We start from the raw sequence: 23,227 nt of genomic DNA on the forward strand, positions 1-23,227 counted from the left end.
CCCGGCGTCGAACGTTCACGTACATGAGCACTCCGGACGTTCCGGGGACGCACCCGCCCGGGCACCGGAAGGCTCCGACACCCCCACACCACGACAGAAGGAACGGCATGACTTCTGCGACACGACCACGCACCCGCGGGCAGGCACTGACGGGCGCGCTGGCCACCCTCGGACTCTCGGTTGGCATGCTCATGACCACCGGAGCGTCCCCGGCGAGCGCCGCCACCTGGCCGACCCCGAACGGCAGCGAAGGCGTCTCCTCCACCATCTCCGTGTCCGGCACCAAGGACTACGGGATGAAGCGCCTGTACGGCACCGGCGACCTGGGCTCGGGCGGCCAGGACGAGGACCAGGGCCCGATCCTGGAGCTGGCGGACGGTGCGGTCCTGAAGAACGTCATCCTGGGCGCCCCCGCGGCCGACGGCATCCACTGCAAGGGCTCCTGCACGCTGCAGAACGTGTGGTGGGAGGACGTCGGCGAGGACGCCGCCACGTTCAAGGGCAAGTCGTCGTCGGCGGTCTACACCGTCAGCGGCGGCGGCGCCAAGGAAGCGAGCGACAAGGTCTTCCAGTTCAACGGCGCCGGAACGCTGAACGTGTCGAACTTCGCGGTGAAGAACTTCGGCACCTTCGTCCGCTCCTGCGGCAACTGCTCCACGCAGTACAAGCGGACGATCAACCTCAACACCATCGAGGTGACCTGGAAGGGCAGCAGGCTCGCCGGCATCAACACCAACTACGGCGACAGCGCGACCCTGCGGAACATCACGATCATCGGGGACAGCAGCAGGAAGATCGTCCCCTGCCAGAAGTACATCGGCAACGACGACGGCGACGAGCCGGACACCAACGGCTCGGGCCCCGACGGCACGTACTGCAAGTACACGTCGTCCGACATCACCTACCGGTAGTCCTCCGGGGCCGGTCCCCCCACGGTGAAGGCGGCCGTACGAGGCGTCCCGCGCGGCGCTCCGTACGGCCGCCGCGTCATGCTCCGCCCACCCGCGCACGCACCTGCCCCGTCAGCTCCCGCCGGTAGTCGGCGTACGCGGCCCGCAGAGCGTCACCGGGCCAGCCGGCGGGCAGGAGGTCGGGCGGCAGGACCGGGTCGGCGAGCAGGTGGCGTACCACGGCGGCGAACAGGGCGAGCCGGTCGGCGGGACGGCCGGGGCGGCCGACGTGCGCGAGGAGCGCGCGGGCCGTGCCGGACCAGGCGTCCAGCGGCCAGAGGCTCGCGGCCAGGTCCCGGGCGGACCCGGCGGGGCGGGCGGTGCAGCGCTGGGCCACCCGATCGAGACCGGCGGGCAGGGGGCGGCTCAGGTTGGCGGGGCGGAGCCACACGCCCTCGCGGAGTTCGGCGAGCCGGAGGGCGGCCAGCCGGGTGCGCAGGTCCGCGCGTTCGGCGGGGCCGCGGCCCGTCGCGGTGACGACGACCATCTCCCAGTCGCCGTCCCACGCTCGCGTGCGGGGCCGCACGGCCTCGTCCTGGCGTCGCTGACGCTGCACCAGCCGGTCGCTGAGGCGGTAACCGGCGTCCGTGCGCCGCAGATCACCGGCGGCGACCATCCGGCTGAGCGCCGCCCTCAAGGTGGATCCGCCGACGTCGAAGCCCTCCACCAGCCGCCCGAGCTCCCGGGCCGGAAGCTCCGGCGGGTGCGTGCCGAGCAGCAGGCTCAGCACGACCGACCGCGCGGACAGGGGGCGCGGTCGCAGGTCGTCCGGGAGCGCCGGGGCATCCGGGAGCGCCGGGTCGTTCATCCGCATGGGTCCGTACTGTACGGCGGACCGCGTGTTGCATCATTGCTGCGGTCGTAGAAGGAGTGCAACACTCGGCGCATGGTCACGACATCTGTGGACGAGCGGCACCGGAGCGCCGGTGAACAGGACGGCGGGCACGGCGGGTACGCCACGCACGACGTCACCAATCAGCCCGGTCCCCTGGCGCCGTACGACGCGTCCGACGACATCGCCCTGCTGGAGGGCCTGCGGCGCGAGGGCGCCGGCTGGGCCGAGGAGGACCTGCGGCGGCTCGGCAGGCTGGCCGGCAGCGCGCAGGCGCAGGAGTGGAGCGATCAGGCCAACCGCCACGAGCCCGAACTGCGCACGCACGACCGGTACGGGCACCGGATCGACGAGGTCGGGTTCCACCCGAGCTGGCACCACCTGATGCGTACGGCCGTCGCCGAGGGGCTGGCCGCCGCGCCCTGGGCGGACGACCGGCCCGGCGCGCACGTCGCCCGCACCGCGAAAGGACTGGTGTGGGGGCACACCGACGCGGGACACGGCTGCCCGACCTCCATGACGTACGCGGCGGTGCCCGCCCTGCGCCGGCAGCCGGAGCTGGCGGAGGTGTACGAGCCGCTGCTGACCAGCCGGGAGTACGAACCGGGCCTGCGGGCGCCGGCCGGGAAGCGCGGGCTGCTGGCCGGCATGGGGATGACCGAGAAGCAGGGCGGCTCCGACGTCCGGACCAACACGACCGCGGCGACGCCGACCGCCGAACCCGGGGTGTACACCCTGCGCGGGCACAAGTGGTTCACGTCGGCGCCGATGTGCGACGTGTTCCTGGTGCTGGCGCAGGCTCCGGGAGGGCTGTCGTGCTTCCTGGTGCCGCGCGTGCTGCCCGACGGGACGCGCAACGCGTTCCGCATCCAGCGGCTGAAGGACAAGCTGGGCAACCGGTCCAACGCCTCCTGCGAGCCCGAGTTCGACGGGACCGTGGCCTGGCTGGTCGGCCCGGAGGGGCAGGGCGTGAAGACCATCATCGAGATGGTCAACTGCACCCGGCTGGACTGCGTGATGATGTCGGCGGCGCTGATGCGCAAGACGCTCGTCGAGGCGGGGCACCACGTGCGGCACCGCAGCGCGTTCGGGGCCCGGCTGGTGGACCAGCCGCTGATGCGCAACGTTCTGGCCGACCTGGCGCTGGAGTCCGAGGCCGCCACGGCCCTCACCCTGCGGCTGGCCGGGGCCGCCGACCGCGCGGTGCGCGGGGACGCCGGGGAGGCCGCGTTCCGCCGGATCGCGACCGCGGTGGGCAAGTACTGGGTCACCAAGCGGGGTCCGGCCTTCACCGCCGAAGCCCTGGAGTGCCTGGGCGGCAACGGCTACGTCGAGGAGTCGGGCATGCCCCGGCACTACCGCGAGGCCCCGCTGCTGTCGATCTGGGAGGGCTCGGGGAACGTCAACGCCCTCGACGTGCTGCGGGCGCTCGGCCGGGACACCGCCACCGCACAGGCCCTCTTCGACGAACTCGGCCTGACGCGCGGGGCGGACGCCCGGCTGGACGCGGCCGTGGTCCGGCTGAAGGACCACCTGGCCGAGGGATCGCAGGTGAGCGCCCGCCGGCTGGTGGAGCGGATGGCCCTGACGCTGCAGGGTTCCCTCCTCGTCCGGCACGCCCCGCCCGCGGTCGCCGACGCCTTCTGCGCGACGCGGCTCGGTGGCGACTGGGGGCATGCCTTCGGCACGCTGCCCGCGACGGCCGGGTTCGACGCGATCGTGGACCGCGCGCTGCCGGACGCCGTCTGAACCCTCGTCGAGCCACCGCGCGCGGTTCGCGCGTCGTCGCTCCTCGACCGCGCTCGGGTGCCGGTGCCGTGGTGCAGGCTCCCGGGCCGCGCCGCGACGGCTGCCCCGGTCCGGCGGCCTTCGGGAGCGGACGACCGTCGCGGGCGCCCTGCGGCGCGTCCCCGGGGAGCCGGACCCCGCGGCGGAGGTGCCGCGCGCGGCCCGGACGCAGCGCCCGCCCACGCGTCCCCCGGCCGCGGCCCTCCAGCGCCGCGGTCGCCTCGGGCCTCCGGCGGCCGCCGCACCGGGTTGACCTGCGGTGCTGTCTGATCCGGAGGTGACTGTCAGTGGTGGGGTGCAGACTGGCCGGTGTCCGAGACGAGGACGTCGACGAAGACGTCGTGGAGGTGATCGGCATGTCCGAGGTACTGCTCGCCGTGGGCACCCGCAAAGGCCTGTTCATCGGGCGTCGGCGGGGTGGCGCCTGGGAGTTCGACGAGAGTCCCTGCTTCAACGCGCAGGCCGTGTACTCGGTCGCCATCGACACCCGCGGCGCGAGCCCGCGGCTGCTGGCCGGCGGCGACAGCTCGCACTGGGGCCCGTCGGTGTTCCACTCCGACGACCTGGGCCGCACCTGGACCGAACCGGCGCGCCCCGCCGTCAAGTTCCCGAAGGACACCGGGGCTTCACTGGAACGGGTCTGGCAGCTGCACCCGGCCGCGGCCGAACCGGACGTGGTGTACGCGGGTACGGAACCGGCCGCGCTGTACCGCTCGGAGGACCGCGGGGAGACCTTCGAGCTGGTCCGGCCGCTGTGGGAGCACCCCACCCGCTCGAAGTGGATGCCGGGCGGCGGGGGCGAGGGCCTGCACACCGTACTGACCGACGAGCGCGACCCGCGGGCCGTGACGGTGGCCGTGTCGACGGCGGGGGTGTTCCGCACGCTGGACGGCGGCGCGAGCTGGTCCCCGTCCAACTCCGGCGTCTCCGCGGTGTTCCTGCCGGACCCGAACCCGGAGTTCGGACAGTGCGTGCACAAGATCGCCCGGGACGCGGTGAACCCGGACCGGCTGTATCTGCAGAACCACTGGGGGGTGTACCGCAGCGACGACGCGGGCGGGCACTGGACGGACATCGGCGAGGGCCTGCCCTCGACGTTCGGTTTCGCGGCGGTCGCCCACCCCCACCGCGGCGACACGGCGTACGTCTTCCCGATCAACGCCGACTCGGACCGGGTGCCCGCCGACCGGCGCTGCCGGGTCTTCCGGACGGCGGACGCCGGCAGGAGCTGGGAGCCGCTCACGGCGGGCCTGCCGCGGGAGGACCACTACGGCACGGTGCTGCGCGACGCGATGTGCCACGACGGCGCGGACCCGGCGGGCGTGTACTTCGGCAACCGCAACGGCGAGGTGTACGCGTCGGCCGACGACGGCGACAGCTGGCGGCAGTTGGCCGCGCACCTGCCGGACGTGCTGTGCGTGCGGGCCGCGGTCGTCGGATGAGCCGGAGGACCCCGCCCGGTCCCGGCCGCGGGTTGATCTCCGCCGCCGTCGCGGCAGTAGGGTGACGTCCGTGGCACCACGACCCTTGCATGAAATCGTCGAAGCGGGCTGGGCGAAGGCCCTGGAACCGGTGGCCGACCGGATCGCCGGGATGGGGGACTTCCTGCGCGCGGAGATCGCCGCGGGACGCACCTACCTCCCGGCCGGAGCGAACGTCCTGCGGGCCTTCCAGCAGCCCTTCGACGAAGTACGCGTTCTGATCGTCGGGCAGGACCCGTATCCCACCCCGGGGCACGCGGTGGGGCTGTCCTTCTCGGTCGCGCCCGAGGTGCGGCCCCTGCCCGGCAGCCTCGTCAACATCTTCCGCGAGCTGACCACCGACCTGGGCCTGCCCCAGCCGTCCAGCGGTGATCTCACGCCGTGGACCGAGCAGGGCGTGCTGCTGCTCAACAGGGCGCTGACGACGGCCCCGCGCAAGCCGGCCGCCCATCGCGGCAAGGGGTGGGAGGAGGTCACCGAGCAGGCGATACGCGCGCTGGCGGGGCGGGGCAAGCCCCTGGTCGCCATCCTGTGGGGGCGTGACGCCCGCAACTGCCGTCCGCTGCTCGGCGATCTGCCCGCGGTGGAGTCGGCCCATCCGTCGCCGATGTCCGCCGACCGCGGATTCTTCGGCTCGCGTCCGTTCAGCCGGGCCAACGATCTGCTGATCCGCCAGGGCGGCCAACCGGTGGACTGGCGCCTGCCGTGACCGGCTGCGGATTCCTCGCCGTGGACTCCGGGGGCTCCGGTGTGCGGGTCGCCGTCGGTGCCGCCGGGCACGGCGCGTCGGCCCGCGGGGCCTCGAGGGAGCCGGTGCGGACCGGGGCCCGGGGCATCGACCCGGGGCACTTCATGGAGCAACTGGTGCCGATGGCGCGGGCCCTGTGCTCCGAGGCCGGGATCGGGCGGCTGGACACGGCCGTCGTCGGCGCGGCCGGGATGGCCGGCCTGGGGGACGCGCTGCGCGCCGAGCTGCCGGGGGCGCTGGCCCGTGAACTGGGCGTACGGCGGGTGGCGTTGGCCGCCGACGCCGTCACCGCCTACGTCGGTGCCCTCGGGCCGCGGCCCGGTGCGGTGATCGCCGCGGGTACGGGGCTGATCGCGATCGGCACCGATCTGACCGGCTGGCGCCGGGCGGACGGCTGGGGCCATCTGCTCGGCGACTGCGGCGGCGGCGCCTGGATCGGGCGGGCGGGACTGGAGGCGGCACTGCGCGCCCACGACGGGCGGGAGGGCGGCTCCGCACGGCTGCTGGCGAGCGCCGAGGCGGTGTTCGGTCCCGCGGCGGGGCTGCCCGGCCTGCTGTATCCGCGCACCGACCGGCCGGCCGTCCTCGCCTCCTTCGCGCCCCGGGTGGCCGAGTGCGCGGCCGGCGGCGACCCCGTCGCCGCGGACGTCCTGCGAGCGGCGGCCCGGCACATGGCGGACTCGGCCGCGGCCGTGTGCCCGGACGTGGACGAGCCGCGGGTCGGTCTCACCGGCGGCCTGTTCGAGATGGGCGCCCCTCTGCTCGTACCGCTGGACGAGGAGCTGGCGGAGCGGCTGCCGCGGGCGCGACGGGTCACGGCCGAGGGGGACCCCCTGCACGGGGCGGTACGCATCGCCACCGACCTCATGGCGGGCGCGTTCGCTCTTCCGTGTGAGGGAAAGATGCTGTGCGTGACGAGCCCGGCAGGTGAGGACGTCACCCGAGCGGCCGGTCCCGGGACGTAACTCATCAGACAAATCCGGACGGATACCGCTCACCTGCCCCCTCCCCGAACGGGGACGCCCGGGGAGCCACTAACATGCCGCAGCATGAGCACCCCCACTGGGCCCGCGTCCGGCCTGCCAGTACGAATGCCGCGCCCCCGCCAGCCCGGGCGGCACCGCCGCCCCGAACCCCTGGTGGCTCCCGAGGGCGCGCCCGCGCTCGTCCTCGCCGTGCCGGGTGCGCCCAGTAGCACCACCCGCTCCCTCGCCGACGAAGTCGTGAGCATCGCCCGTTCCGAGCTGCCCGGCCTCGACGCCCGGATCGGCTACCTCGACGGCGACGACGAGGAGTTCCCCTCGCTGCAGTCGGTGCTCGCGCACGCCGGCGAGGAGCGTACCGCCCGCTTCGAGCAGGCCCGCGCCGCCGGCGTGGACGCCAAGGAGCCCGACGGTCCCGTCGCCGTCGTCGTGCCGCTGCTCGCCGGCCCGGACAGCGCGCTGCTGCGCCGGATCCGCCAGGCCGTGATGGACAGCCGCGTCGCCGCGGAGCTGACCGATGTACTCGGCCCGCACCCGCTGCTCGCCGAGGCGCTGCACGTGCGGCTGTCCGAGGCCGGGCTGGCCCGTGCCGACCGCGCCCGCCTGTTCACCGTGGCGACCGCCGCGGACGGCATCATCCTGGCGTCCGTGGGCGGTGACGAGGCCGTGCAGGCGGCCGGGATCACCGGCATGCTGCTCGCCGCGCGCCTCGCGGTGCCGGTGATGGCGGCCGCCCTGGACCAGGAGGGGTCCATCGCCTCCGTCGCCGAGCAGCTGCGCGGCTCCGGTTCGCGGCAGCTGGCACTCGCGCCGTACCTGATCGGCCCGGAGATCGACGCGAGCCTGATCGAGGAGGCCGCGAAGGAGGCGGACTGCTCCGCCGCCGAGGCGCTCGGCCCGTACCCGGCGATCGGCAAGCTCGCCCTGGCCAAGTACACGACCGCGCTGGGCATCGCGCCGCAGCAGGCGCAGAGCTCCCCGGTCCGCTGACGCGGCCGGCGCGCAGCGACAACGGAAGGGCCCGCTCCGGTTGCCGGAGCGGGCCCTTCCGCATGGGCGCGGGGAGTCCGGGCGGGCCGGCCCCGCTCAGCCGGTGACCACGCAGGACGCCGCGGGCACCGGGATCGAGCCGCCGCGTCGCGGCACCCCCGTGCCCGGGTCGACCGCGAACCAGGTCACGTCCCCGGAGCGCTCGTTCGCGACGTACAGGAAACCGCCGGACTCGGTGATCGCGCGGGGCCAGTGACCGCCGCAGGGCACGGTGGTGAGCGGGCTCAGCCCCTCCCCCTCGACCGCGAACACGGACAGCACGTCCTCGCCGCGGGTCGCGGTCCACACGAAGCGGCCGTCGGGCGAGACGGCCACGCCCGACGGATAGGCGTCCCCGGCCGGGGCGCCGGGCAGCACCGGGACCTCCGTGAGCGGCTTCAGCTCACCGCCCGCGGCGTCCCAGCGGCAGACGACGAGGGTGGGGCTGAGCTCGTTGAGGACGTACGCGTGCGCACCGTCCGGATGGAAGGCCAGGTGACGCGGGCCCGATCCGGGGCGCAGGGCGATTTCCCGGTGCGGCGCGAGAGCGCCGCCGGTCAGGGTGCACACCCGCACCGAGTCCGTGCCGAGGTCGACGCCGACCACCCAGCGACCGCTCGGGTCGGGCTGCACCTGGTGGGCGTGCGGACCCTGCTGGCGCTGGGGGTGGGGGCCCGAGCCGCTGTGCCGGAACACCCCGGACGCGGACCGCGCGAGGCCGCCGTCCGCGCGGACGGGGACGGCGGTGACGCTGCCGGAGCCGTAGTTCGCGGTGAGCAGGTGCCCGGCGAAGAGACAGAGGTGGGTCGGCCCGTTCGCGTCGACCGGTACCGGGGGCCCGGCCGGCTCCGGCCTGTCCCCGGTCACGCGGAACGCGGCCACGGCGCCCTCGGCCGTCTCGCTGACCGCGTACAGCATGCGGCGGTCGGCCGACAGGGCCAGGTAGGAGGGATCGGGCAGGCCGTTCACGGTGCTCAGGACGGTCAGCGCGCCGCTGTCGGGGGCGATGGCCGCGGCGACGATGCCGGGGCCTCCCGCCGCCGTGAACGACCCGATGAACGCCCGCTGTCCGCCGTCCGCCACGGCTGTCCCCTCTCGTCCGGTACCGGTTCGGAGTGACGGTAGCAGTCGCCCCTCTCAGGTCTAGACCAAAAGCGGCCGGTCCGGTGCGGGTCCGGGGCGCGCTTCAGGCGCCGACCAGCGGGGATCCGGAGGGTGCCCGCAGCGGCGCCGCGAGTTCGGCGAGGGCGCGCTCCAGGCCGTGGAGGTGGGCCAGTGCGGGTTCCGTCGCGGCCGGAGCCGTGCGCACCGCGATGTCCCGGCCGCCGGTGAGCGCCTCGACCGCGACCTCCACGCGCCGGCAGGCGGCGGCCAGACGGGCGTCGTGCGAGGCCTCCGGGTCGGCGGCGACGGCGACGAGGCCGCGGATCTCCCGGGCGCAGTCGTCGAGCAGGGCGAGCACCCGGCGGGCGCGCCGCTTGCGACCGCGCATGGGGTTCAGCGGATGCACCAGCGGGGCGACCGAGAGCCGCACCCGGGCGAGGAGCTGCTCCAGCTCCGCCACCATCGGCGCGGGATCGGCGTCCTCGGCGCCGGCCAGCCGCGCGGCCGTCCGGGCGGTGCACGCGTGGACGCAGTGCAGGGCCCGCTGGATCCAGGCGTCGGTGACGCTGTGGGTGGTCACGGGCAGGACGAGGGCCACCGCCAGCGCGGCGCCGAGCGCGCCGACGCCGGTCTCCACGAGCCGCAGGGCCAGCAGGCCGGGGCCGAGCACCCCCAGGAGGCCGTAGAGCATGGCGGCGAGCAGCGTCACCCAGAGCATCATCCAGGTGTAGGACACCGCGGCCGTGTAGAAGATGCCGAAGACGGACACGGCGACGATCAGGGCGGTGGGCACCGGGTCCCCGTGCACGGGGACGGCGACGAACAGCGCGAGACCGATGCCGATGACCGTTCCCAGCACCCGGCGGAAGCCGCGGACCAGGGTCTCGCCGCGCGAGGTGGTGTTCACGAAGACCCACCAGGTGGCGCCGACGGCCCAGTACCAGCGCTGCCCGGACACCAGCTGACCCACGACGAGGGCGAAGCCCGCGCCGGCCGTCGCCTGGATCGCCTGGCGGGTGGTCACACGGGCCAGACCGGTGCCGCCGGGCGGCGGGGCCGGCACGGCGGCGGGCGGCAGGCGGCGCTCGTAGCACCACAGCCCGAAGCGCACCGCGGCCGCGGCGAGCACGGACAGCAGGACGGAGGCGTACAGCTCGGGGAGCTGGTCCGTCCTCGCGTGCAGGAACTGCGCCACGAAGTAGGTCATGAACGCGAAGACCCCGAGGCTGTGTCCGCGGGGGCCCCAGCGCCGCGCGTACACGCCCAGTCCGACCACGGCGAGGAAGGTGAGGTCGCGGGCCACGGGGTGGTCGTGCAGCACCGCCGCGGCGGCGAGCACCGGCAGGCCGACGGCGGGCAGCAGTGCCGTCGTGACGGCCTGCCCGCGGACCGTGGCGTCGGTGACGGTGAACAGGGCGAGCAGTGCGGCGAGCCCACCGGTGACGGCACCCGCGAGGGAGTGGCCGGCCAGGCCGCACACGACGACCGCCAGCCCGATGCCGAGCACGGCCCGCGCCGCGAAGCGCAGCCGGGTCCGGCCCGGGTCCGGAGCCGTGAACACCCTCTTCAACACCGCTTACCGCCCCCTGTGAATCATGATGTGCACCGTGGCATGAAAAAGGCGCCGCGGGGTTCGCAGCGCCATCGACACCTCCATGGGAGCATCCTTACCGCCACTGGCTCAACAGGGCGCTTTTCGGTTGTGCCATTGGCTCATGTCTTGTGCCGCAGAAGCGTTCTCCGGAGTACCAACGGCCGACAGTGGGTGGCCCAGTGGTCCGGCGCGTCCTCGGGCCATTGGTACAGTCGGGACGATCGCTGAAGGACGAGGAGGCCGGGCGCCATGGCCGTGGACGAGCTCGACACCCGCATCCTGCGCCTGTTGCTGGAGCAGCCGCGCACCAGCGTGCGCGAGTACGCCCGCATCCTGGGAGTCGCCCGCGGCACCCTCCAGGCGCGGCTCGACCGCATGGAGCGCGAGGGCGTGATCACCGGCACCGGCCCCGTCCTCTCCCCCGCCGCGCTGGGCCACCCCGTGCTCGCGTTCGTCCACGTCGAGGTCACCCAGGGACACCTGGACGAGGTGGGCGACGCCCTGGCCGCCGTACCGGAGATCGTCGAGGCGTTCTCCATCACGGGCGGGGGCGACCTGCTGACCCGGGTCGTGGCGCGCGACGCCGGGCACCTGGAGGACGTGATCCAGAAGCTGATCGGCCTGCCCGGCGTGGTGCGCACCCGCACCGAGGTGGCGCTGCGCGAGCGCGTTCCGCACCGGCTGCTGCCGCTGGTGGAGTCGATCGGCCGGACGGCACGGAAGTGACCCCGGGCCGGCCGCCGGCCGCCCCGGCCCCCTTGGCATCATGGGCCCCGTGAGCACCCTCGGCACCCTCTCAGTCATCTTCGACCTCGACGGAACGCTCGTGGACAGCGAGCCGAACTACTACGAGGCGGGCCGGCGCACCCTCGCCGAGTACGGCGTCCCGGACTTCTCGTGGGCCGAGCACGAGCGCTACGTCGGGATCAGCACGCGGGAGACGATCACCGACTGGCGGGAACGGTACGGGCTGCGGGCCGGCCTCGAGGAACTGCTCGCGGTGAAGAACCGCCGCTATCTGGAGCTGGCCCGCACCTCCACGCGCGTGTACCCGGAGATGCGCGCCTTCGTCGAACTGCTGGCGGACGAGGGCGTGCCGATGGCCGTGGCCTCCGGCTCCTCGCCCGAGGCCATCGGGGCGGTCCTGGCGGGCACGGGCCTGGACGCGTATCTGCGCACCGTCGTCTCGGCCGACGAGGTGGCGCACGGCAAGCCGGCCCCCGACGTCTTCCTGGAAGCGGCCCGCCGGCTCGGCGCGGACCCCGGCGACTGCGTGGTGCTGGAGGACGCGGCCCCGGGCGCCCTCGCCGCGCACGCGGCCGGGATGCGCTGCATCGCGATTCCGTACGTCGCCGCGCAGGCCGACGCCGCGGAGTTCGCCACCGCCGGCCTGCTGCTGCGCGGCGGGCAGCGGGAGTTCACGGCGCGAGCGGCGTACGCGTGGCTGACGCGGACGGCTCGGCCCGCCTGACCGGCCTCCTTCGCCCGCGCCCCTCGGCGAACGTCCGGAAGCCGTCCCGGCGAACGTCCGGAACCCATCGCTCCCGACCCGTTGACGCCTTCTCGTCCCCTCCCTATCGTCTGGTCGATCGTTCGCACGGCGTTCGCCATATCGAACACTTAGTGGAGGAGCATCCATGGCACGGCCCCTCTCCCGGCGCACCCTCATCCAGGCCGCCGCCGTGACGGCGACGACCACCGCGATGTCCTCCGCGGCCACCGGTCGCGCCGCCACCGCGCCGGGCGCGTCGGCCGCCGCCCCCGACGTGCCGGCGGCGTGGACCGTGCGGCCGTTCGCACTCGAGGACGTGACCCTCGGGCCGGGCGTCTTCGCCGGCAAACGACGGCTGATGCTCGACCACGCCCGTGGCTACGACGTGAACCGGCTGCTCCAGGTCTTCCGCGCCAACGCCGGCCTGTCCACCCGCGGCGCGGTCGCCCCCGGCGGCTGGGAGGGGCTGGACGGTGAGGCAGGCGGAAATCTGCGCGGCCACTACACCGGCCACTTCCTGACCATGCTGGCGCAGGCGTACCGCAGCACCGGCGAGCAGGTGTTCGCGGACCGGATCGGCACCATGGTCGGGGCCCTCACCGAGGTACGGGAGGCGCTGCGCCGTGACCCGGCCGTCCTGAGCGTCGGCGGCCGGTTCGGCCGCGCGGCGGAGCAGGTGCGCGGCTCCCACCAGTACGTCGACCTCCCGGCCGCCGTTCTCGGCGGCGCACCGGCCCTCACCCTGTCCGCCTGGGTACGGCCCGCGCACGACGCCGCCTGGGCCAGGATCTTCGACTTCGGCGACGACACCACCCGCTACCTGTACCTGGCCGCCCGCAACGCGGACGGGGTGCCGCGGTTCGCCGTCACCACCTCGGGACCGGGCGGCGAGCAGGGCCTCGTCGGCACCGCACCGCTGCCGCTCGACGAGTGGAGCCACCTGGCCGTGACCCTCGCCGGCGGCACCGGCACCCTCTACGTCAACGGCACCGCCGTGGCCCGCAGCACGGCCATGACGCTGACCCCGGCCGCTCTCGGCACGCTCGGGAACAACTGGCTGGGCCGCTCGAACTTCCCCGCCGACCCCGTCTTCGCGGGCGCGTTCGAGGAGGTGAACGTCTTCTCGCGCGCCCTGACCGCCGCCGAGATCACCGAGTTGCAGAGCCGCCGGGCCGCCGACGCCTCGACCGGCCGGGGCGACCTGGCGTCGTACGCCTTCGACGAGACCGCCGGCGCGACGTTCGCGGACGCCTCCGGCCGCGGTCTGGACGCCACCCTGCGCCGCACCTGGGGCGCGCCCAGCCACCCGGGGTTCCTCGCCGCGTACCCGGAGACGCAGTTCATCGAACTGGAGTCGATGACGGCCAGCGACTACACCCGGGTGTGGGCCCCGTACTACACCGCCCACAAGATCCTCACAGGGCTGCTCGACGCGTATCTCGCCACGGACGACGACCGGGCGCTCGACCTGGCGTCCGGTCTGTGCGACTGGATGCACGCGCGGCTGTCCGTGCTGCCGAAGGCCACCCTGCAGCGGATGTGGGGGCTGTTCTCCAGCGGGGAGTTCGGCGGCATCGTCGAGGCGATCTGCGATCTGCACGCGATCACCGGCCGGGCCGAGCACCTCGCGCTGGCCCGTCTGTTCGACCTGGACCGGCTCATCGACGCCTGTGCCGCGAACACCGACGTCCTCGACGGGCTGCACGCCAACCAGCACATCCCGATCTTCACGGGCCTGGTGCGGCTGCACGACGAGACGGGCGAGGAGCGCTACCTCACGGCCGCGAGGAACTTCTGGGGCATGGTCGTCCCCCACCGCATGTACGGGATCGGCGGCACCAGCAGCGGCGAGTTCTGGAAGGCCCGCGATGTGATCGCGGGCACGATCGGCACCACCACCGCCGAGTCCTGCTGCGCGTACAACATGCTCAAGCTGAGCCGGGCGCTGTTCTTCCACGAGCAGGATCCGGCCTACATGGACTACTACGAGCGGGCCCTGTACAACCAGGTGCTCGGCTCCAAGCAGGACCGGCCGGACGCGGAGAAGCCGCTCGTCACGTACTTCATCGGCCTGACGCCCGGTCATGTGCGGGACTACACGCCCAAGCAGGGCACCACCTGCTGCGAGGGCACCGGCATGGAGAGCGCCACGAAGTACCAGGACTCGGTGTACTTCGCGAAGTCCGACGGGAGCGCCCTGTACGTCAACCTCTACAGCGCCTCCCGGCTGACCTGGGCCGAGAAGGGTGTCACGGTCACACAGACCACCGACTACCCGCAGGAGCAGGGCAGCACGCTCACCCTCGGCGGCGGCCGGGCCGCCTTCACGCTGCTGCTGCGGGTGCCGTCCTGGGCGGGCACCGGGTTCCGGGTGACCGTCAACGGGAGGGCGGTGCCGGGGACACCGGCCGCCGGCAGCTACTTCGGCGTCTCCCGGACCTGGCGCGACGGCGACACCGTGCGGGTCTCCCTCCCCTTCCGGCTGCGGGTGGAGAAGACCCCGGACGACCCCGCCCTGCAGACCCTGTTCCTCGGCCCGGTCAACCTGGTCGCCCGCGAATCCGCGACGCACCACCTGCGGTTCGGGCTGTACCGCGACGCGGGTCTCTCCGGCGATCTGCTGCCCTCCCTCACCCCGGTCGCCGGGCGGCCGCTGCACTACACGCTGGACGGCGTCGAGCTGGCGCCCTTCTCCGAGGGCACCGAGGATCCGACGCACGCCTACTTCCGGCGCTGGGAGCCACGTGTGGTCTTCGGCGGCTCCGACTCCGGCGTCGCCAACCCCGCCCGCGGCGACGGCACCACGCTCCTGGACGAGGTCTGGGCCGGGGCGCCCTTCGCCGGCAAGGACGCGCTGGTGGCGCGGGTGCGCTCCACCGTGCGGGCCTGGGTGTCCGACGGTCTGCTGAGCGCGGCGGACGGCGACACGGTGGTGCGCACGGCACGGCAGGCCACGTACGCGCCCTGAGGCCGGCCGGAAGTTCTTTGCCGGAGCGGTGATTGTTTCGCGTCCGCCGTCCGTACTTCCTGCTGTTGGGCCGTTCACATCCCAGGAGGCACGATGCGCATCTCGCGCAGCACGGCAGGAACCGCGTTCGTGGGCGGAGCGATGATCCTCACCCTCACCGCGCTCGCCTACCCCACCATGCTGGGCGTGCAGAACACATCGACCAAGCAGGACCGGGTGGTCGCCAACACGAACTACGGCCCGCTGACCGAGGCGGACCGCGACTTCGTGGTCAAGGTGCGCGCGGCCGGCCTGTGGGAGCACCCCCTGGGCCTGCTGGCGATGGAGCGGGGGACGACGCCGGAGATGAAGGAGGCCGGCGAGCACCTGGTCGTCGGGCACGGCCGGCTCGACGCCAGTTGCCGCAGGATCTCCCTCGAACTCGGCATCACGCTGCCGAACCAGGCGTCGCCCCAGCAGCAGCAGTTCGTGGAAACCGTGAAGTCCACCAACGGCAAGGAGTTCGACTCCACCGCGGTGAACATCATGCGCGTGACGCACGGGCAGATCTTCCCGGCCATCGCCAAGATCCGGGCCAATACCAGGAACACCCTCGTCCGGCAGCTGGCCGACCAGGCCAACGACACCGTGCTCGACCACATCACGGTGCTGGAGAAGACGGGACTGGTCAATCACGAGCAGGTCAACTTCCAGCAGACCAGTCCGCCCAAGATGCCCCAGGAACAGGTGACCCCGCCGGCCCCGCAGGCGGGCGCGCCGGTCCTCGCGCTGGAGATCCCCGAGGAACTGAAGGACCTGAACACGGCTTCTCCGGCGCCGTCCCCGTCGCCCACGGTGAAGTAGCGCCGAAGCGCGCCCGTGGGCTACGACCCGCGGCGGGGCCTGCCCCGGCGCGGTTTCTTCGGCGAGCCGCCGGTGCCTCTCCGGCGGCCCCCGGCGGCCGGCCTGCCCGCCGCCTGCTGCCGGCGGGCACCGTCCCGGTCGGTGCGCCGGGGTTTCTCCTGCGCCGCCTGCTGGGCACGGCCCCGGGTGCTGTTGACGGTCCGGCCGCGGACGATGCCGATGAAGTCCTCCACCCGGTCCGTCGTCGCGTCCTCGGGCCAGGCCAGTGCCACGCCCGACTCGGGGGCGTCCACGAGGGGCCGGTGGGTGAGGTCCTTGCGGTGGTGCAGCCGGGCGAGGGACAGCGGCACGACGAGCACGCCGATCCCGGCCGCGACCAGTTCGACGGCGTCGGCGGTGGTGGCGGGGCGTTCGAGGGCAGACCGTCCGGGCAGGGCCTCCCAGTCCAGGACGTCGTCGAGGGGGTGCAGCACGATGTCGTCGGCCAGGTCCTCGGGGGTCACCTCGTCGACCGCCGTGACGAGGTGGTCCCTGGGCACCACGACGACCGTCCGCTCGGTGTAGAGGGGGATCGCGCTGAAGACCGCCCGGTCGACGGGCAGCCGGACCAGACCCGCGTCGGCGTCCCCGCTCAGCAGCAGCCCCTGCGCCGCTTCGGCCGGCACCTGCGTGAGGGTCAGCGGGACGTCGGGCAGCCGCTCGTTCCAGATGCGCACCCATTTGTCGGGCATCACCCCGGGTACGTACACGAGCCGGAACGAGGGGGATACTTCCGAGCCTGTCACCTGGCCAGGTTACCGGCCGTGGTCGGCCCTCGCGCACACGCTCGATACCCTGGACACCATGACGTCGCACCAGAGCACCCAGACGATGAAGCCCGCGACCGCGGCCAAGAAGCTGGGTGTGTACCTCGAGGCCACCCCCGCCGAGTTCCGGGAGGGTGCGGTCTCGCGGGCCGAGCTGAACGCGCTCCAGGCCGACCCGCCCCAGTGGCTGCGCGACCTGCGGCGCGACGGCCCGCACCCCCGCCCGGTGGTCGCGGCGAAACTGGGCGTCTCCATCGCCGGTCTCGCCCGCGGCGGGATCACCGAGCCCCTCACCACCGAGCAGATCGAGACGCTGAAGCAGGAGCGTCCCGAGTGGCTGGAGCGGGAGCGCGCCACCCAGGCGGAGGTCCGCAGGGAAGCGGCGCGGATCAAGAAGCGCGACGCCGAACGCGCGGAGCGCGGCGACTGACCCGGCCCGGGACCGCCGCAGTTCCCTCAGGGCCCTGAGGGCTCTCGGTGTCCCGGAAAACCCGAGTGCGGCGGCGCTCGGGGCTCTGGGACCATGCCCGAATGGCTCACCGTCTCGAACAGTTGATCGTCCGGCGCACCCTTCGCCTCCCCTCCCCCACCGGTCCCTCGGGGGACGGGAGCGTCGCGGCGCGCCAGTTCGACGCCGCGCTGATGTCGGTCGGCTTCAAGCTCTCCGCCCAGCTGCTGGAGCGCCTGTCGGGACTGTCCGAGGGGACGGTCGTCGACACGGCCGTCCGCACCCTGGGCACCGTCCGGGAGACGGTCGGCGATCATGTGCGGCACAACGTGTACTTCGTCGACTTCCCGGCGAACGTGCCGGACACCTTCGACTTCTGGATGCGCTGCGTCACCGAGGCGCTCGCCGACGACACCGCGCGCGAGAGCACCCTCGCCCGGCTCCGCACGGGCGTGCTGGACCTGCTCGCGCTGCCGTCGTACGGCACCTACCGGCACACGTACGCCGAGATGCTCGCCGCCCACGACGAGCTGGTCGCCGCCGCGGGCGACCGGGTGACGGTCCTGCACCTCGGCGGCGCCCTGGACGACGAGGTCACCGCCCTGTACCTGGCCCTCGCCGGGAGCAGCACCCCGCTGGGCGACGAGGGGCTGACCGACCTCGAGACCCTGGCCGGCGCGTGCGTGGCCGGACCGCAGCCCGAGGCGATCCCGGTGCGGGAGAACCGCGCGGTCGTCAACCGGGCGCGGCTCCGGGCCGGCGCGGACCTGCTGCTGGACACCGTGACCGACGTGCTCCGCCTGGCCTGTGCGCTGTCGGACGGTGACGTGACCCTCCGGGAGCCGACGCGGTTCCGGGCGCTGCCCCGGCCCGTGCGCCGCGCGCTGCTGGCGGGCCTCGACGCGGTGGTGGAGGCCTCTCCCGCCAAGTCGGCCGACGTCCACGCGCACCGGGAGGCGTTCAAGCGGCTCGGCGAGCGGCTGCACCCGCACGAGTACCCGCGGTGGCCGCACGCGGCCGAGGTGTTCGCGGTCGCCCGGGGCGAGAAGCGGGCCCGCTCCTTCGACAGCCGGGTGGAGGAACTGCTCGGCGCCGGTGACGTCACCGGCGCGGTGGCGCTGCTGAAGTCCGCCCCGGGCAGGCTGCTGCGCGCGCTCGACCGCCTGCTGCGCACGGCCGGCACCGAGGAGGAGCGCGACGCCGTCGCGGCCGCCGCCGAGGAGGTCGTGCCCCGGGTCTCGGGCCGGGTGGTGCTGGCGGTGCGGGAGCACCTCCACAACCGGGCCGGCGAGAAGGGCGGCCCCGGGGAACGCCGGGTCTTCGTGAACCGGCACGGCCGTGCCCGGGTGGCCCCGGACGGCCGTGCGCCCCTGCCGGCCCCGGCGTGCCGGCGCCTGATCTCCGCCTTCGACGCCGAGGTGGGCCGCCGGCTGCCCGAGCCCGGGCACCTGCTGATCGACCCCGCCGTCCTGGACGTCGCGCTCCCCCTGAGCGGCCGGGCGACGGCGGCCGGACTCGGGGTGCTGCCGCGCGGCTCCGTGTCCGCGGTGGAGGGTGGGCTGCTGCGCTTCTTCGTGTACTGGAAGCAGACGGGCCGCTCCACCGACTACGACCTGTCGGCCCTGGTCCTGGACTCCGGCTACCGGACCGTCACGTGGCTGTCGTACACGGCGCTGCGGGACGTGGAGGGCACGCACTCCGGCGACATCACCGACGCGCCCGACGGCGCCTCGGAGTTCATCGACCTGCGGCTGGACGCGGTGCGCGGCGACTTCATCGTGCCGCAGGTCAACATCTACTCCGGGGAGGGCTTCGAGGAGGTCGAGGAGTCCTTCTTCGGGTTCATGCTGCGGGAGGCCGAGCAGCGGGGCCGTCCGTTCGAACCGCGGACGGTGCGGATGAAGTCGGACCTGCGCGGCCCGGGCCGGGTCGCCCTGCCGCTGGTCTTCGTACGCGGCGACGACGGACGGTGGCACGCCAAGTGGCTGCACCTGTACCTCAAGGGCCATCCGTCGGCGAACCGGGTCGAGGGCAACCGCGTGTCGGTGGCGGCCCTGCTGCGCGGCATCGTCGACCGCGAGCACCTCACGGTCCGCCACCTCACCGGGCTCCTGGCCGGCCGCGCCACGGCCGTGACGTCGTGGGACGGCGAGAAGGTCCCGGACGGCCCGGTCACCTGCATCGGGCTGGAACGTCCCGAGGGACTGCACCCGGACTCCCGGGTCCTCACCCCCGAAAATCTGCGCGACCTGATCCCCGCCTGACTGCTACCGTCGACCACGGCGAGGCCATGAACGGGCTTCCTTCTCCTTCCTTTCCTGAAATCAGTCCGTTCGCTCTCCTCGCCCTCGGCGTCGCACACCCCCGACCGGGACTCCCGGCTTCGGGGGTGTGTCCGTCCGCGCCGGACACGCGGGAAAACGCCAGCCCCCGCCACCCTTCCGGCGAATAGAAATATCTACCAGCATGGCGACACGCCGGGCCACCGCGTGGACGACCGCGACACCGACGGCCCGCGTCCAGCACGCGCCCGCAGCGGCGCACCCGACCGTGCCCGGGGTGGGACATGCACAGCGTCATGTGGAAGCAAGCCGTCGAGTGGCTGGCCGCGGCGGCCACGGATCCCCAGGAGTGCAAACGCGAGTGGGACCGGGGAACGGGCACGGCACTGCTCGCGGCGGGACGGTACTGGGACGTGCTCAGCGTGCCCGACCGGCTGGGGCTGCTCGCCCTGGACATCCTGTGGCGTGATCCGCTGAAGGTGCCCGGGCCCACGCTGGTGGACGTCACGGCCCGCAGAGTGGGGTTCTTCCTGCCGCCCGATCCGGTCAGCGAGTGGGTCGGGTCCGGTGTACGGCACGTCGGCCGGGGGTCCTGGGTCGCCGTACCACCGCCGTACCGGCCCGCCGGCCGCCTGGAGTGGCTCGTCCCGCCGGACGGCAGCGGCGCCCTGCACTCCCCCGGCGCGCTCGAACTGGCCCTGCGCAGGGCCACCGGCACGTTGGCCGCACTGGCGCCGGTCAGTGCGGAGCCGGCGGGGGCGGAGTGCTGGTGAGTTCCTCGTGGGTGTCCTCGGCGGGGGGGGGCGGCCCGCGGGAGGCCGCAGCAGGGGAACCGGAACGGGAAAGGGCACGGACAGCACGGGTGCGCGCCCGCTCACCGTGGAGGCGGCGAAGGACGCCCACTGACCGTCGCGGTGCTCCGGAACGGCGTGGCCCCTGGCCCGCCACTCCGCGACGAGGGCCGTGCAGATCGGCGTATGGCCCGCGTACCCACTGGTGAGTTCGGCGTACGGCCGGCTCGCGGGGCCGTTCCCGAGAGGGCGCCGCGCCGTCTCAGTGCTGTCCATACCGGGCCAACGCACCCCGTGCGCCGGTGGTACGCGGGTGGCTCCGGGTCCACCGGGCCGGGTGAGGCCGCCACCCGTACGGAGGTGCACGCCGGCCGGACAGGCGTTCGGCGAAGGGGGCGTTCGTTCAGAACCCGGCCGGGCCGCACGTGCTCGGGCGGGTCGTGCGGCGGCCGCCGCCCCGCCCGGCCGAGTTCGGCTCCGACGATGATGACCTCGACGTCCGCCTCACGGCGAACGGGGTGGAGCCCTCGTCGGTCAGGTGGATGCCGGGGTTGACCCTCGACCTTGTCGAGGGATCAGGGTGTGGCGGTGTGGAGAGCGAGATGCGCAGCATTGGTGAGATGGCCCGGGACAGCGGGCTGGGCGTGAGCGCCCTGCGGTTCTACGACCGTGCCGGTGTCCTGGTTCCCGCCCGGGTGGATCCGGTCAGCGGCTACCGCTGGTACGCCCCCGAGCAGCTCGACGAGGCCCGGCTGCTGGCCCGGTTGCGTCGCGCCGGCATGCCGCTGGCGGACATCCGGCTGGTACTGGCCGGCTGGTCCGGCGCGGACACCGACCTCGTACGACAGCTCCTCCAGGCGCATCTGCGCCGTCTCGAGCAGGGGCTGTCCGATGCCCGCACCGAGTTCTCCGCGCTCCGAGCCCTTCTCGACCACAGGGAGAACCCCATGGCCCCGCCCCGCACCACCGCCTCCGGTCCCGTCCCCACCGCCGTCCGGCCGGCCGTCTCCGCGTCCGGACTGGCCGCCGCGCTGGACGCGGTCCGCTTCGCGGCCGGCACCGATCCGGAACTGCCGGTGCTCGGTGGGGTCCTGTTCGACGTCGAGGGCGACGCGCTGCGCCTCGTGGCCACCGACCGGTACCGGATGGCCGTGGCACGCACCGCCGTCACCGGGCACGGCGGGCCCCGCGTCCAGGTCACCGTTCCGCTTCCGCTCGTCGACGCGATGCGGGCGCTGCTGGACGACGAGGGCCAGGTCCGGCTCACCGTGGACGGTGACCGGGTGACCCTGGAGACCGGTGACCGCCAGACGGCCGGCCAGTGCCTCGGCCAGGACTTCCCCGACTACCGCCGCCTCGTCCGCATTCCGGCCGGGCGGCGCGCCCTCGTCGAGGTGCCGGCCTTCCGGGAGGCGGTGCTGGCCGGCCCCGTCCGCGCGGGCGAGGTCCGCGCGCAGGACGGTGTGTCCTGCGACCTCAGCGTGCTCAAGGTGACGGACGACGGTGCGCCGGCCCTCGCCGGGGAGGGGGACGACGACCGGGACCTCGTCGCCGTGAACCGCGCGTTCCTGCTGGACGCGCTCGCCGCAGGCGGCAGTGACCGGCTGGTCCTGGAGATCGGCGCCCCCACGGCGCCCCTCGCGATCCGCCGGCCGGACGACGAGGACACCTTCTCGCTCCTGATGCCGGTCCGGCTGGAGAACTAGGACTCGTCGCCCGTACGGACGGTGCCCGGTCCGCGCACGGCCCGGCCTGCGCGGACCGGGCACCGCCGCGGGCCCGAGCAGCAGCACGGACGCGCCGCGGCCCGGGCCCGTGTCCGGGCGGCCGGCCGGTTCACCGTTCGGGCGTGCTGTCCTGCACCGGCTCGAGGGTCTCCGCGGCCGGTGTCGCGACGTGCACGGGCCGGGCGTCGGCGGATGCGGTGCGGCGGCTCGTCAGGCGCAGCGCGACGGGCTCGGTGTAACGGGCCGTGAGCGGGCCCAGGACGACCAGGATCAGGACGTACGCCGTGGCCAGCGGGCCGAGGTCCGGCTCGATGCCCGCGGTGACCGCGAGCCCGGCGATGACGATGGAGAACTCTCCGCGGGCGACCAGGGTGCCGCCCGCGCGCCAGCGGCCCTTGGGGGAGATCCCGGCCCGCCGGGCGGCCCAGTACCCGGTGGCGATCTTCGTCAGCGCGGTGACCACGGCGAGCGCGAGGGCGGGCAGGATCACCGGCGGGATGGAGCCGGGGTCGGTGTGCAGGCCGAAGAAGACGAAGAACACCGCGGCGAACAGGTCCCGCAGCGGTGCCAGCAGGTTGTGCGCGCCCTCGGCCACCTCCCCGGACAGGGCGATGCCGACCAGGAACGCGCCCACGGCCGCCGAGACCTGCAACTGCTGGGCGAGCCCCGCGACGAGCAGCGTCAGACCCAGCACCACCAGCAGCAGCTTCTCCGGGTCGTCGCTGGAGACGAACCGGGAGATCACCCGCCCGTAACGGACGGCGACGAACAGCACGAGCCCGGCGACGCCCAGCGCGATGGCCAGCGTGGCGCTGCCCGCGGCGAGGCTGACTCCGGCCAGCAGCGCGGTGATGATAGGCAGGTAGACCGCCATCGCCAGGTCCTCGAGCACCAGGATGCTGAGGATCACCGGCGTCTCGCGGTTGCCGAGCCGTCCGAGGTCGCCGAGGACCTTGGCGATGACGCCGGAGGAGGAGATCCAGGTGACGCCGGCCAGCACCACCGCGGCGACCGGGCCCCAGCCGAGCAGCAGGGCCAGGGCGGCACCGGGCAGGGCGTTCAGCGCCATGTCCACGAGACCGGCCGGGTACTGGGTCTTGAGGTTGGAGACCAGGTCGCTGGCCGTGTACTCCAGACCGAGCATGAGCAGCAGCAGGATGACGCCGATCTCGGCGCCGATCGCCACGAACTCCTCGCTCGCGCCGAGCGGCAGCAGTCCGCCTTCGCCGAACGCGAGGCCGGCCAGCAGGTAGAGGGGAATCGGGGAGAACCGGAGGCGTCCGGCGAGGCGTCCGAGCAGGCCGAGCCCGAGGATGATCGCGCCGAACTCGATCAGGAAGACCGCGGAAGAGTGCACGCGC

19 protein-coding genes are annotated in these 23,227 nt (G+C 74.0%); 14 read left to right on the forward strand and 5 right to left on the reverse strand.

Features of this window, described 5'->3' with window-relative positions; genetic code table 11:
- Positions 1 to 107 precede the first annotated feature (107 nt).
- Positions 108 to 911 (forward strand): pectate lyase, encoded by an 804-nt coding sequence (locus RIM90_RS08260; protein ID WP_309059927.1) that lies wholly within the window; start codon positions 108 to 110, stop codon positions 909 to 911.
- A gap of 76 nt (positions 912 to 987) precedes the next feature.
- Here RIM90_RS08260 and RIM90_RS08265 read toward each other — a convergent pair whose 3' ends face one another.
- The gene (locus RIM90_RS08265; RefSeq protein ID WP_309059928.1) at positions 988 to 1,764 is read right to left on the reverse strand and encodes a PaaX family transcriptional regulator C-terminal domain-containing protein; all 777 of its coding nucleotides are present in this window, start codon (positions 1,762 to 1,764) and stop codon (positions 988 to 990) included.
- Positions 1,765 to 1,836: 72 nt separating this feature from the next.
- On the opposite strand from RIM90_RS08265, the gene RIM90_RS08270 reads away from it, so the two are divergent.
- The 5 genes from RIM90_RS08270 (at position 1,837) to RIM90_RS08290 (ending at position 7,772) form a co-directional block, all read left to right on the forward strand.
- Complete coding sequence (locus RIM90_RS08270; RefSeq protein ID WP_309059929.1) at positions 1,837 to 3,531, forward strand: DNA alkylation response protein; 1,695 nt, start codon at positions 1,837 to 1,839, stop codon at positions 3,529 to 3,531.
- A 326-nt stretch (positions 3,532 to 3,857) separates the two neighbouring features.
- Positions 3,858 to 5,012: an exo-alpha-sialidase gene (locus tag RIM90_RS08275; protein WP_309059930.1), complete on the forward strand. Its 1,155-nt coding sequence runs from the start codon at positions 3,858 to 3,860 to the stop codon at positions 5,010 to 5,012.
- 70 nt (positions 5,013 to 5,082) lie between these two features.
- Positions 5,083 to 5,760: a uracil-DNA glycosylase gene (locus RIM90_RS08280; RefSeq protein ID WP_309059931.1), complete on the forward strand. Its 678-nt coding sequence runs from the start codon at positions 5,083 to 5,085 to the stop codon at positions 5,758 to 5,760.
- Positions 5,757 to 6,764, forward strand: a complete 1,008-nt coding sequence (locus RIM90_RS08285) for a BadF/BadG/BcrA/BcrD ATPase family protein (RefSeq protein ID WP_309059932.1) — start codon at positions 5,757 to 5,759, stop codon at positions 6,762 to 6,764. The genes RIM90_RS08280 and RIM90_RS08285 overlap by 4 nt, the downstream gene beginning before the upstream one ends.
- An 84-nt stretch (positions 6,765 to 6,848) precedes the next feature.
- On the forward strand, positions 6,849 to 7,772 hold the full coding sequence (locus RIM90_RS08290) for a hypothetical protein (RefSeq protein WP_309059933.1): 924 nt from the start codon (positions 6,849 to 6,851) through the stop codon (positions 7,770 to 7,772).
- A gap of 96 nt (positions 7,773 to 7,868) precedes the next feature.
- Here RIM90_RS08290 and RIM90_RS08295 read toward each other — a convergent pair whose 3' ends face one another.
- Both RIM90_RS08295 and RIM90_RS08300 read right to left on the reverse strand, forming a co-directional pair.
- Positions 7,869 to 8,894: a lactonase family protein gene (locus RIM90_RS08295; protein ID WP_309059934.1), complete on the reverse strand. Its 1,026-nt coding sequence runs from the start codon at positions 8,892 to 8,894 to the stop codon at positions 7,869 to 7,871.
- Between the two features lie 103 nt (positions 8,895 to 8,997).
- The gene (locus RIM90_RS08300) at positions 8,998 to 10,488 is read right to left on the reverse strand and encodes an FUSC family protein (RefSeq protein WP_309059935.1); all 1,491 of its coding nucleotides are present in this window, start codon (positions 10,486 to 10,488) and stop codon (positions 8,998 to 9,000) included.
- 270 nt (positions 10,489 to 10,758) lie between these two features.
- Between RIM90_RS08300 and RIM90_RS08305 the strand changes: the two genes are divergently transcribed.
- The 4 genes from RIM90_RS08305 to RIM90_RS08320 all read left to right on the forward strand — a co-directional run bounded on the left by RIM90_RS08305 (position 10,759) and on the right by RIM90_RS08320 (position 15,812).
- On the forward strand, positions 10,759 to 11,235 hold the full coding sequence (locus tag RIM90_RS08305) for an Lrp/AsnC family transcriptional regulator (protein ID WP_309059936.1): 477 nt from the start codon (positions 10,759 to 10,761) through the stop codon (positions 11,233 to 11,235).
- A 49-nt stretch (positions 11,236 to 11,284) separates the two neighbouring features.
- Positions 11,285 to 11,980 (forward strand): HAD family phosphatase, encoded by a 696-nt coding sequence (locus RIM90_RS08310; RefSeq protein WP_309059937.1) that lies wholly within the window; start codon positions 11,285 to 11,287, stop codon positions 11,978 to 11,980.
- 166 nt (positions 11,981 to 12,146) lie between these two features.
- Entirely contained in the window at positions 12,147 to 14,969 is a 2,823-nt protein-coding gene (locus RIM90_RS08315; RefSeq protein WP_309059938.1) for a beta-L-arabinofuranosidase domain-containing protein, read from the forward strand.
- 93 nt (positions 14,970 to 15,062) lie between these two features.
- Positions 15,063 to 15,812: a DUF4142 domain-containing protein gene (locus tag RIM90_RS08320; protein WP_309059939.1), complete on the forward strand. Its 750-nt coding sequence runs from the start codon at positions 15,063 to 15,065 to the stop codon at positions 15,810 to 15,812.
- A gap of 20 nt (positions 15,813 to 15,832) precedes the next feature.
- Here RIM90_RS08320 and RIM90_RS08325 read toward each other — a convergent pair whose 3' ends face one another.
- Positions 15,833 to 16,597, reverse strand: coding sequence for a LysR family transcriptional regulator substrate-binding protein (locus RIM90_RS08325; RefSeq protein WP_309059940.1), 765 nt, complete (start codon positions 16,595 to 16,597; stop codon positions 15,833 to 15,835).
- A 58-nt stretch (positions 16,598 to 16,655) separates the two neighbouring features.
- Here RIM90_RS08325 and RIM90_RS08330 point away from each other — a divergent pair, with 58 nt between their 5' ends.
- The 4 genes from RIM90_RS08330 to RIM90_RS08345 all read left to right on the forward strand — a co-directional run bounded on the left by RIM90_RS08330 (position 16,656) and on the right by RIM90_RS08345 (position 21,845).
- Entirely contained in the window at positions 16,656 to 17,048 is a 393-nt protein-coding gene (locus tag RIM90_RS08330; RefSeq protein WP_309059941.1) for a DUF5997 family protein, read from the forward strand.
- Positions 17,049 to 17,149: 101 nt separating this feature from the next.
- A complete protein-coding gene (locus RIM90_RS08335) occupies positions 17,150 to 19,330 on the forward strand; it encodes a TerD family protein (RefSeq protein ID WP_309059942.1) in 2,181 nt (726 codons plus the stop codon).
- A gap of 302 nt (positions 19,331 to 19,632) precedes the next feature.
- Positions 19,633 to 20,121, forward strand: a complete 489-nt coding sequence (locus RIM90_RS08340) for a hypothetical protein (protein WP_309059943.1) — start codon at positions 19,633 to 19,635, stop codon at positions 20,119 to 20,121.
- Between the two features lie 620 nt (positions 20,122 to 20,741).
- On the forward strand, positions 20,742 to 21,845 hold the full coding sequence (locus RIM90_RS08345) for a MerR family transcriptional regulator (protein ID WP_309059944.1): 1,104 nt from the start codon (positions 20,742 to 20,744) through the stop codon (positions 21,843 to 21,845).
- A gap of 130 nt (positions 21,846 to 21,975) precedes the next feature.
- Here RIM90_RS08345 and RIM90_RS08350 read toward each other — a convergent pair whose 3' ends face one another.
- Positions 21,976 to 23,223, reverse strand: coding sequence for a cation:proton antiporter (locus RIM90_RS08350; protein WP_309059945.1), 1,248 nt, complete (start codon positions 23,221 to 23,223; stop codon positions 21,976 to 21,978).
- Between the last annotated feature and the right edge of the window lie 4 nt (positions 23,224 to 23,227).

Source organism: Streptomyces sp. (assembly GCF_031181555.1).
GTDB lineage: Bacteria > Actinomycetota > Actinomycetes > Streptomycetales > Streptomycetaceae > Streptomyces > Streptomyces fimbriatus.

Excerpts from the sequence above, each read along its gene's own strand:
- RIM90_RS08315 (WP_309059938.1), top strand. The coding sequence starts at position 12,147 with ATGGCACGGCCCCTCTCCCGGCGCACCCTCATCCAGGCCGCCGCCGTG.
- RIM90_RS08265 (WP_309059928.1), bottom strand. The coding sequence starts at position 1,764 with ATGCGGATGAACGACCCGGCGCTCCCGGATGCCCCGGCGCTCCCGGAC.
- RIM90_RS08340 (WP_309059943.1), top strand. The coding sequence starts at position 19,633 with ATGCACAGCGTCATGTGGAAGCAAGCCGTCGAGTGGCTGGCCGCGGCG.
- RIM90_RS08320 (WP_309059939.1), top strand. The coding sequence starts at position 15,063 with ATGCGCATCTCGCGCAGCACGGCAGGAACCGCGTTCGTGGGCGGAGCG.
- RIM90_RS08290 (WP_309059933.1), top strand. The coding sequence starts at position 6,849 with ATGAGCACCCCCACTGGGCCCGCGTCCGGCCTGCCAGTACGAATGCCG.
- RIM90_RS08305 (WP_309059936.1), top strand. The coding sequence starts at position 10,759 with ATGGCCGTGGACGAGCTCGACACCCGCATCCTGCGCCTGTTGCTGGAG.
- RIM90_RS08345 (WP_309059944.1), top strand. The coding sequence starts at position 20,742 with ATGCGCAGCATTGGTGAGATGGCCCGGGACAGCGGGCTGGGCGTGAGC.
- RIM90_RS08260 (WP_309059927.1), top strand. The coding sequence starts at position 108 with ATGACTTCTGCGACACGACCACGCACCCGCGGGCAGGCACTGACGGGC.
- RIM90_RS08270 (WP_309059929.1), top strand. The coding sequence starts at position 1,837 with ATGGTCACGACATCTGTGGACGAGCGGCACCGGAGCGCCGGTGAACAG.
- RIM90_RS08330 (WP_309059941.1), top strand. The coding sequence starts at position 16,656 with ATGACGTCGCACCAGAGCACCCAGACGATGAAGCCCGCGACCGCGGCC.
- RIM90_RS08335 (WP_309059942.1), top strand. The coding sequence starts at position 17,150 with ATGGCTCACCGTCTCGAACAGTTGATCGTCCGGCGCACCCTTCGCCTC.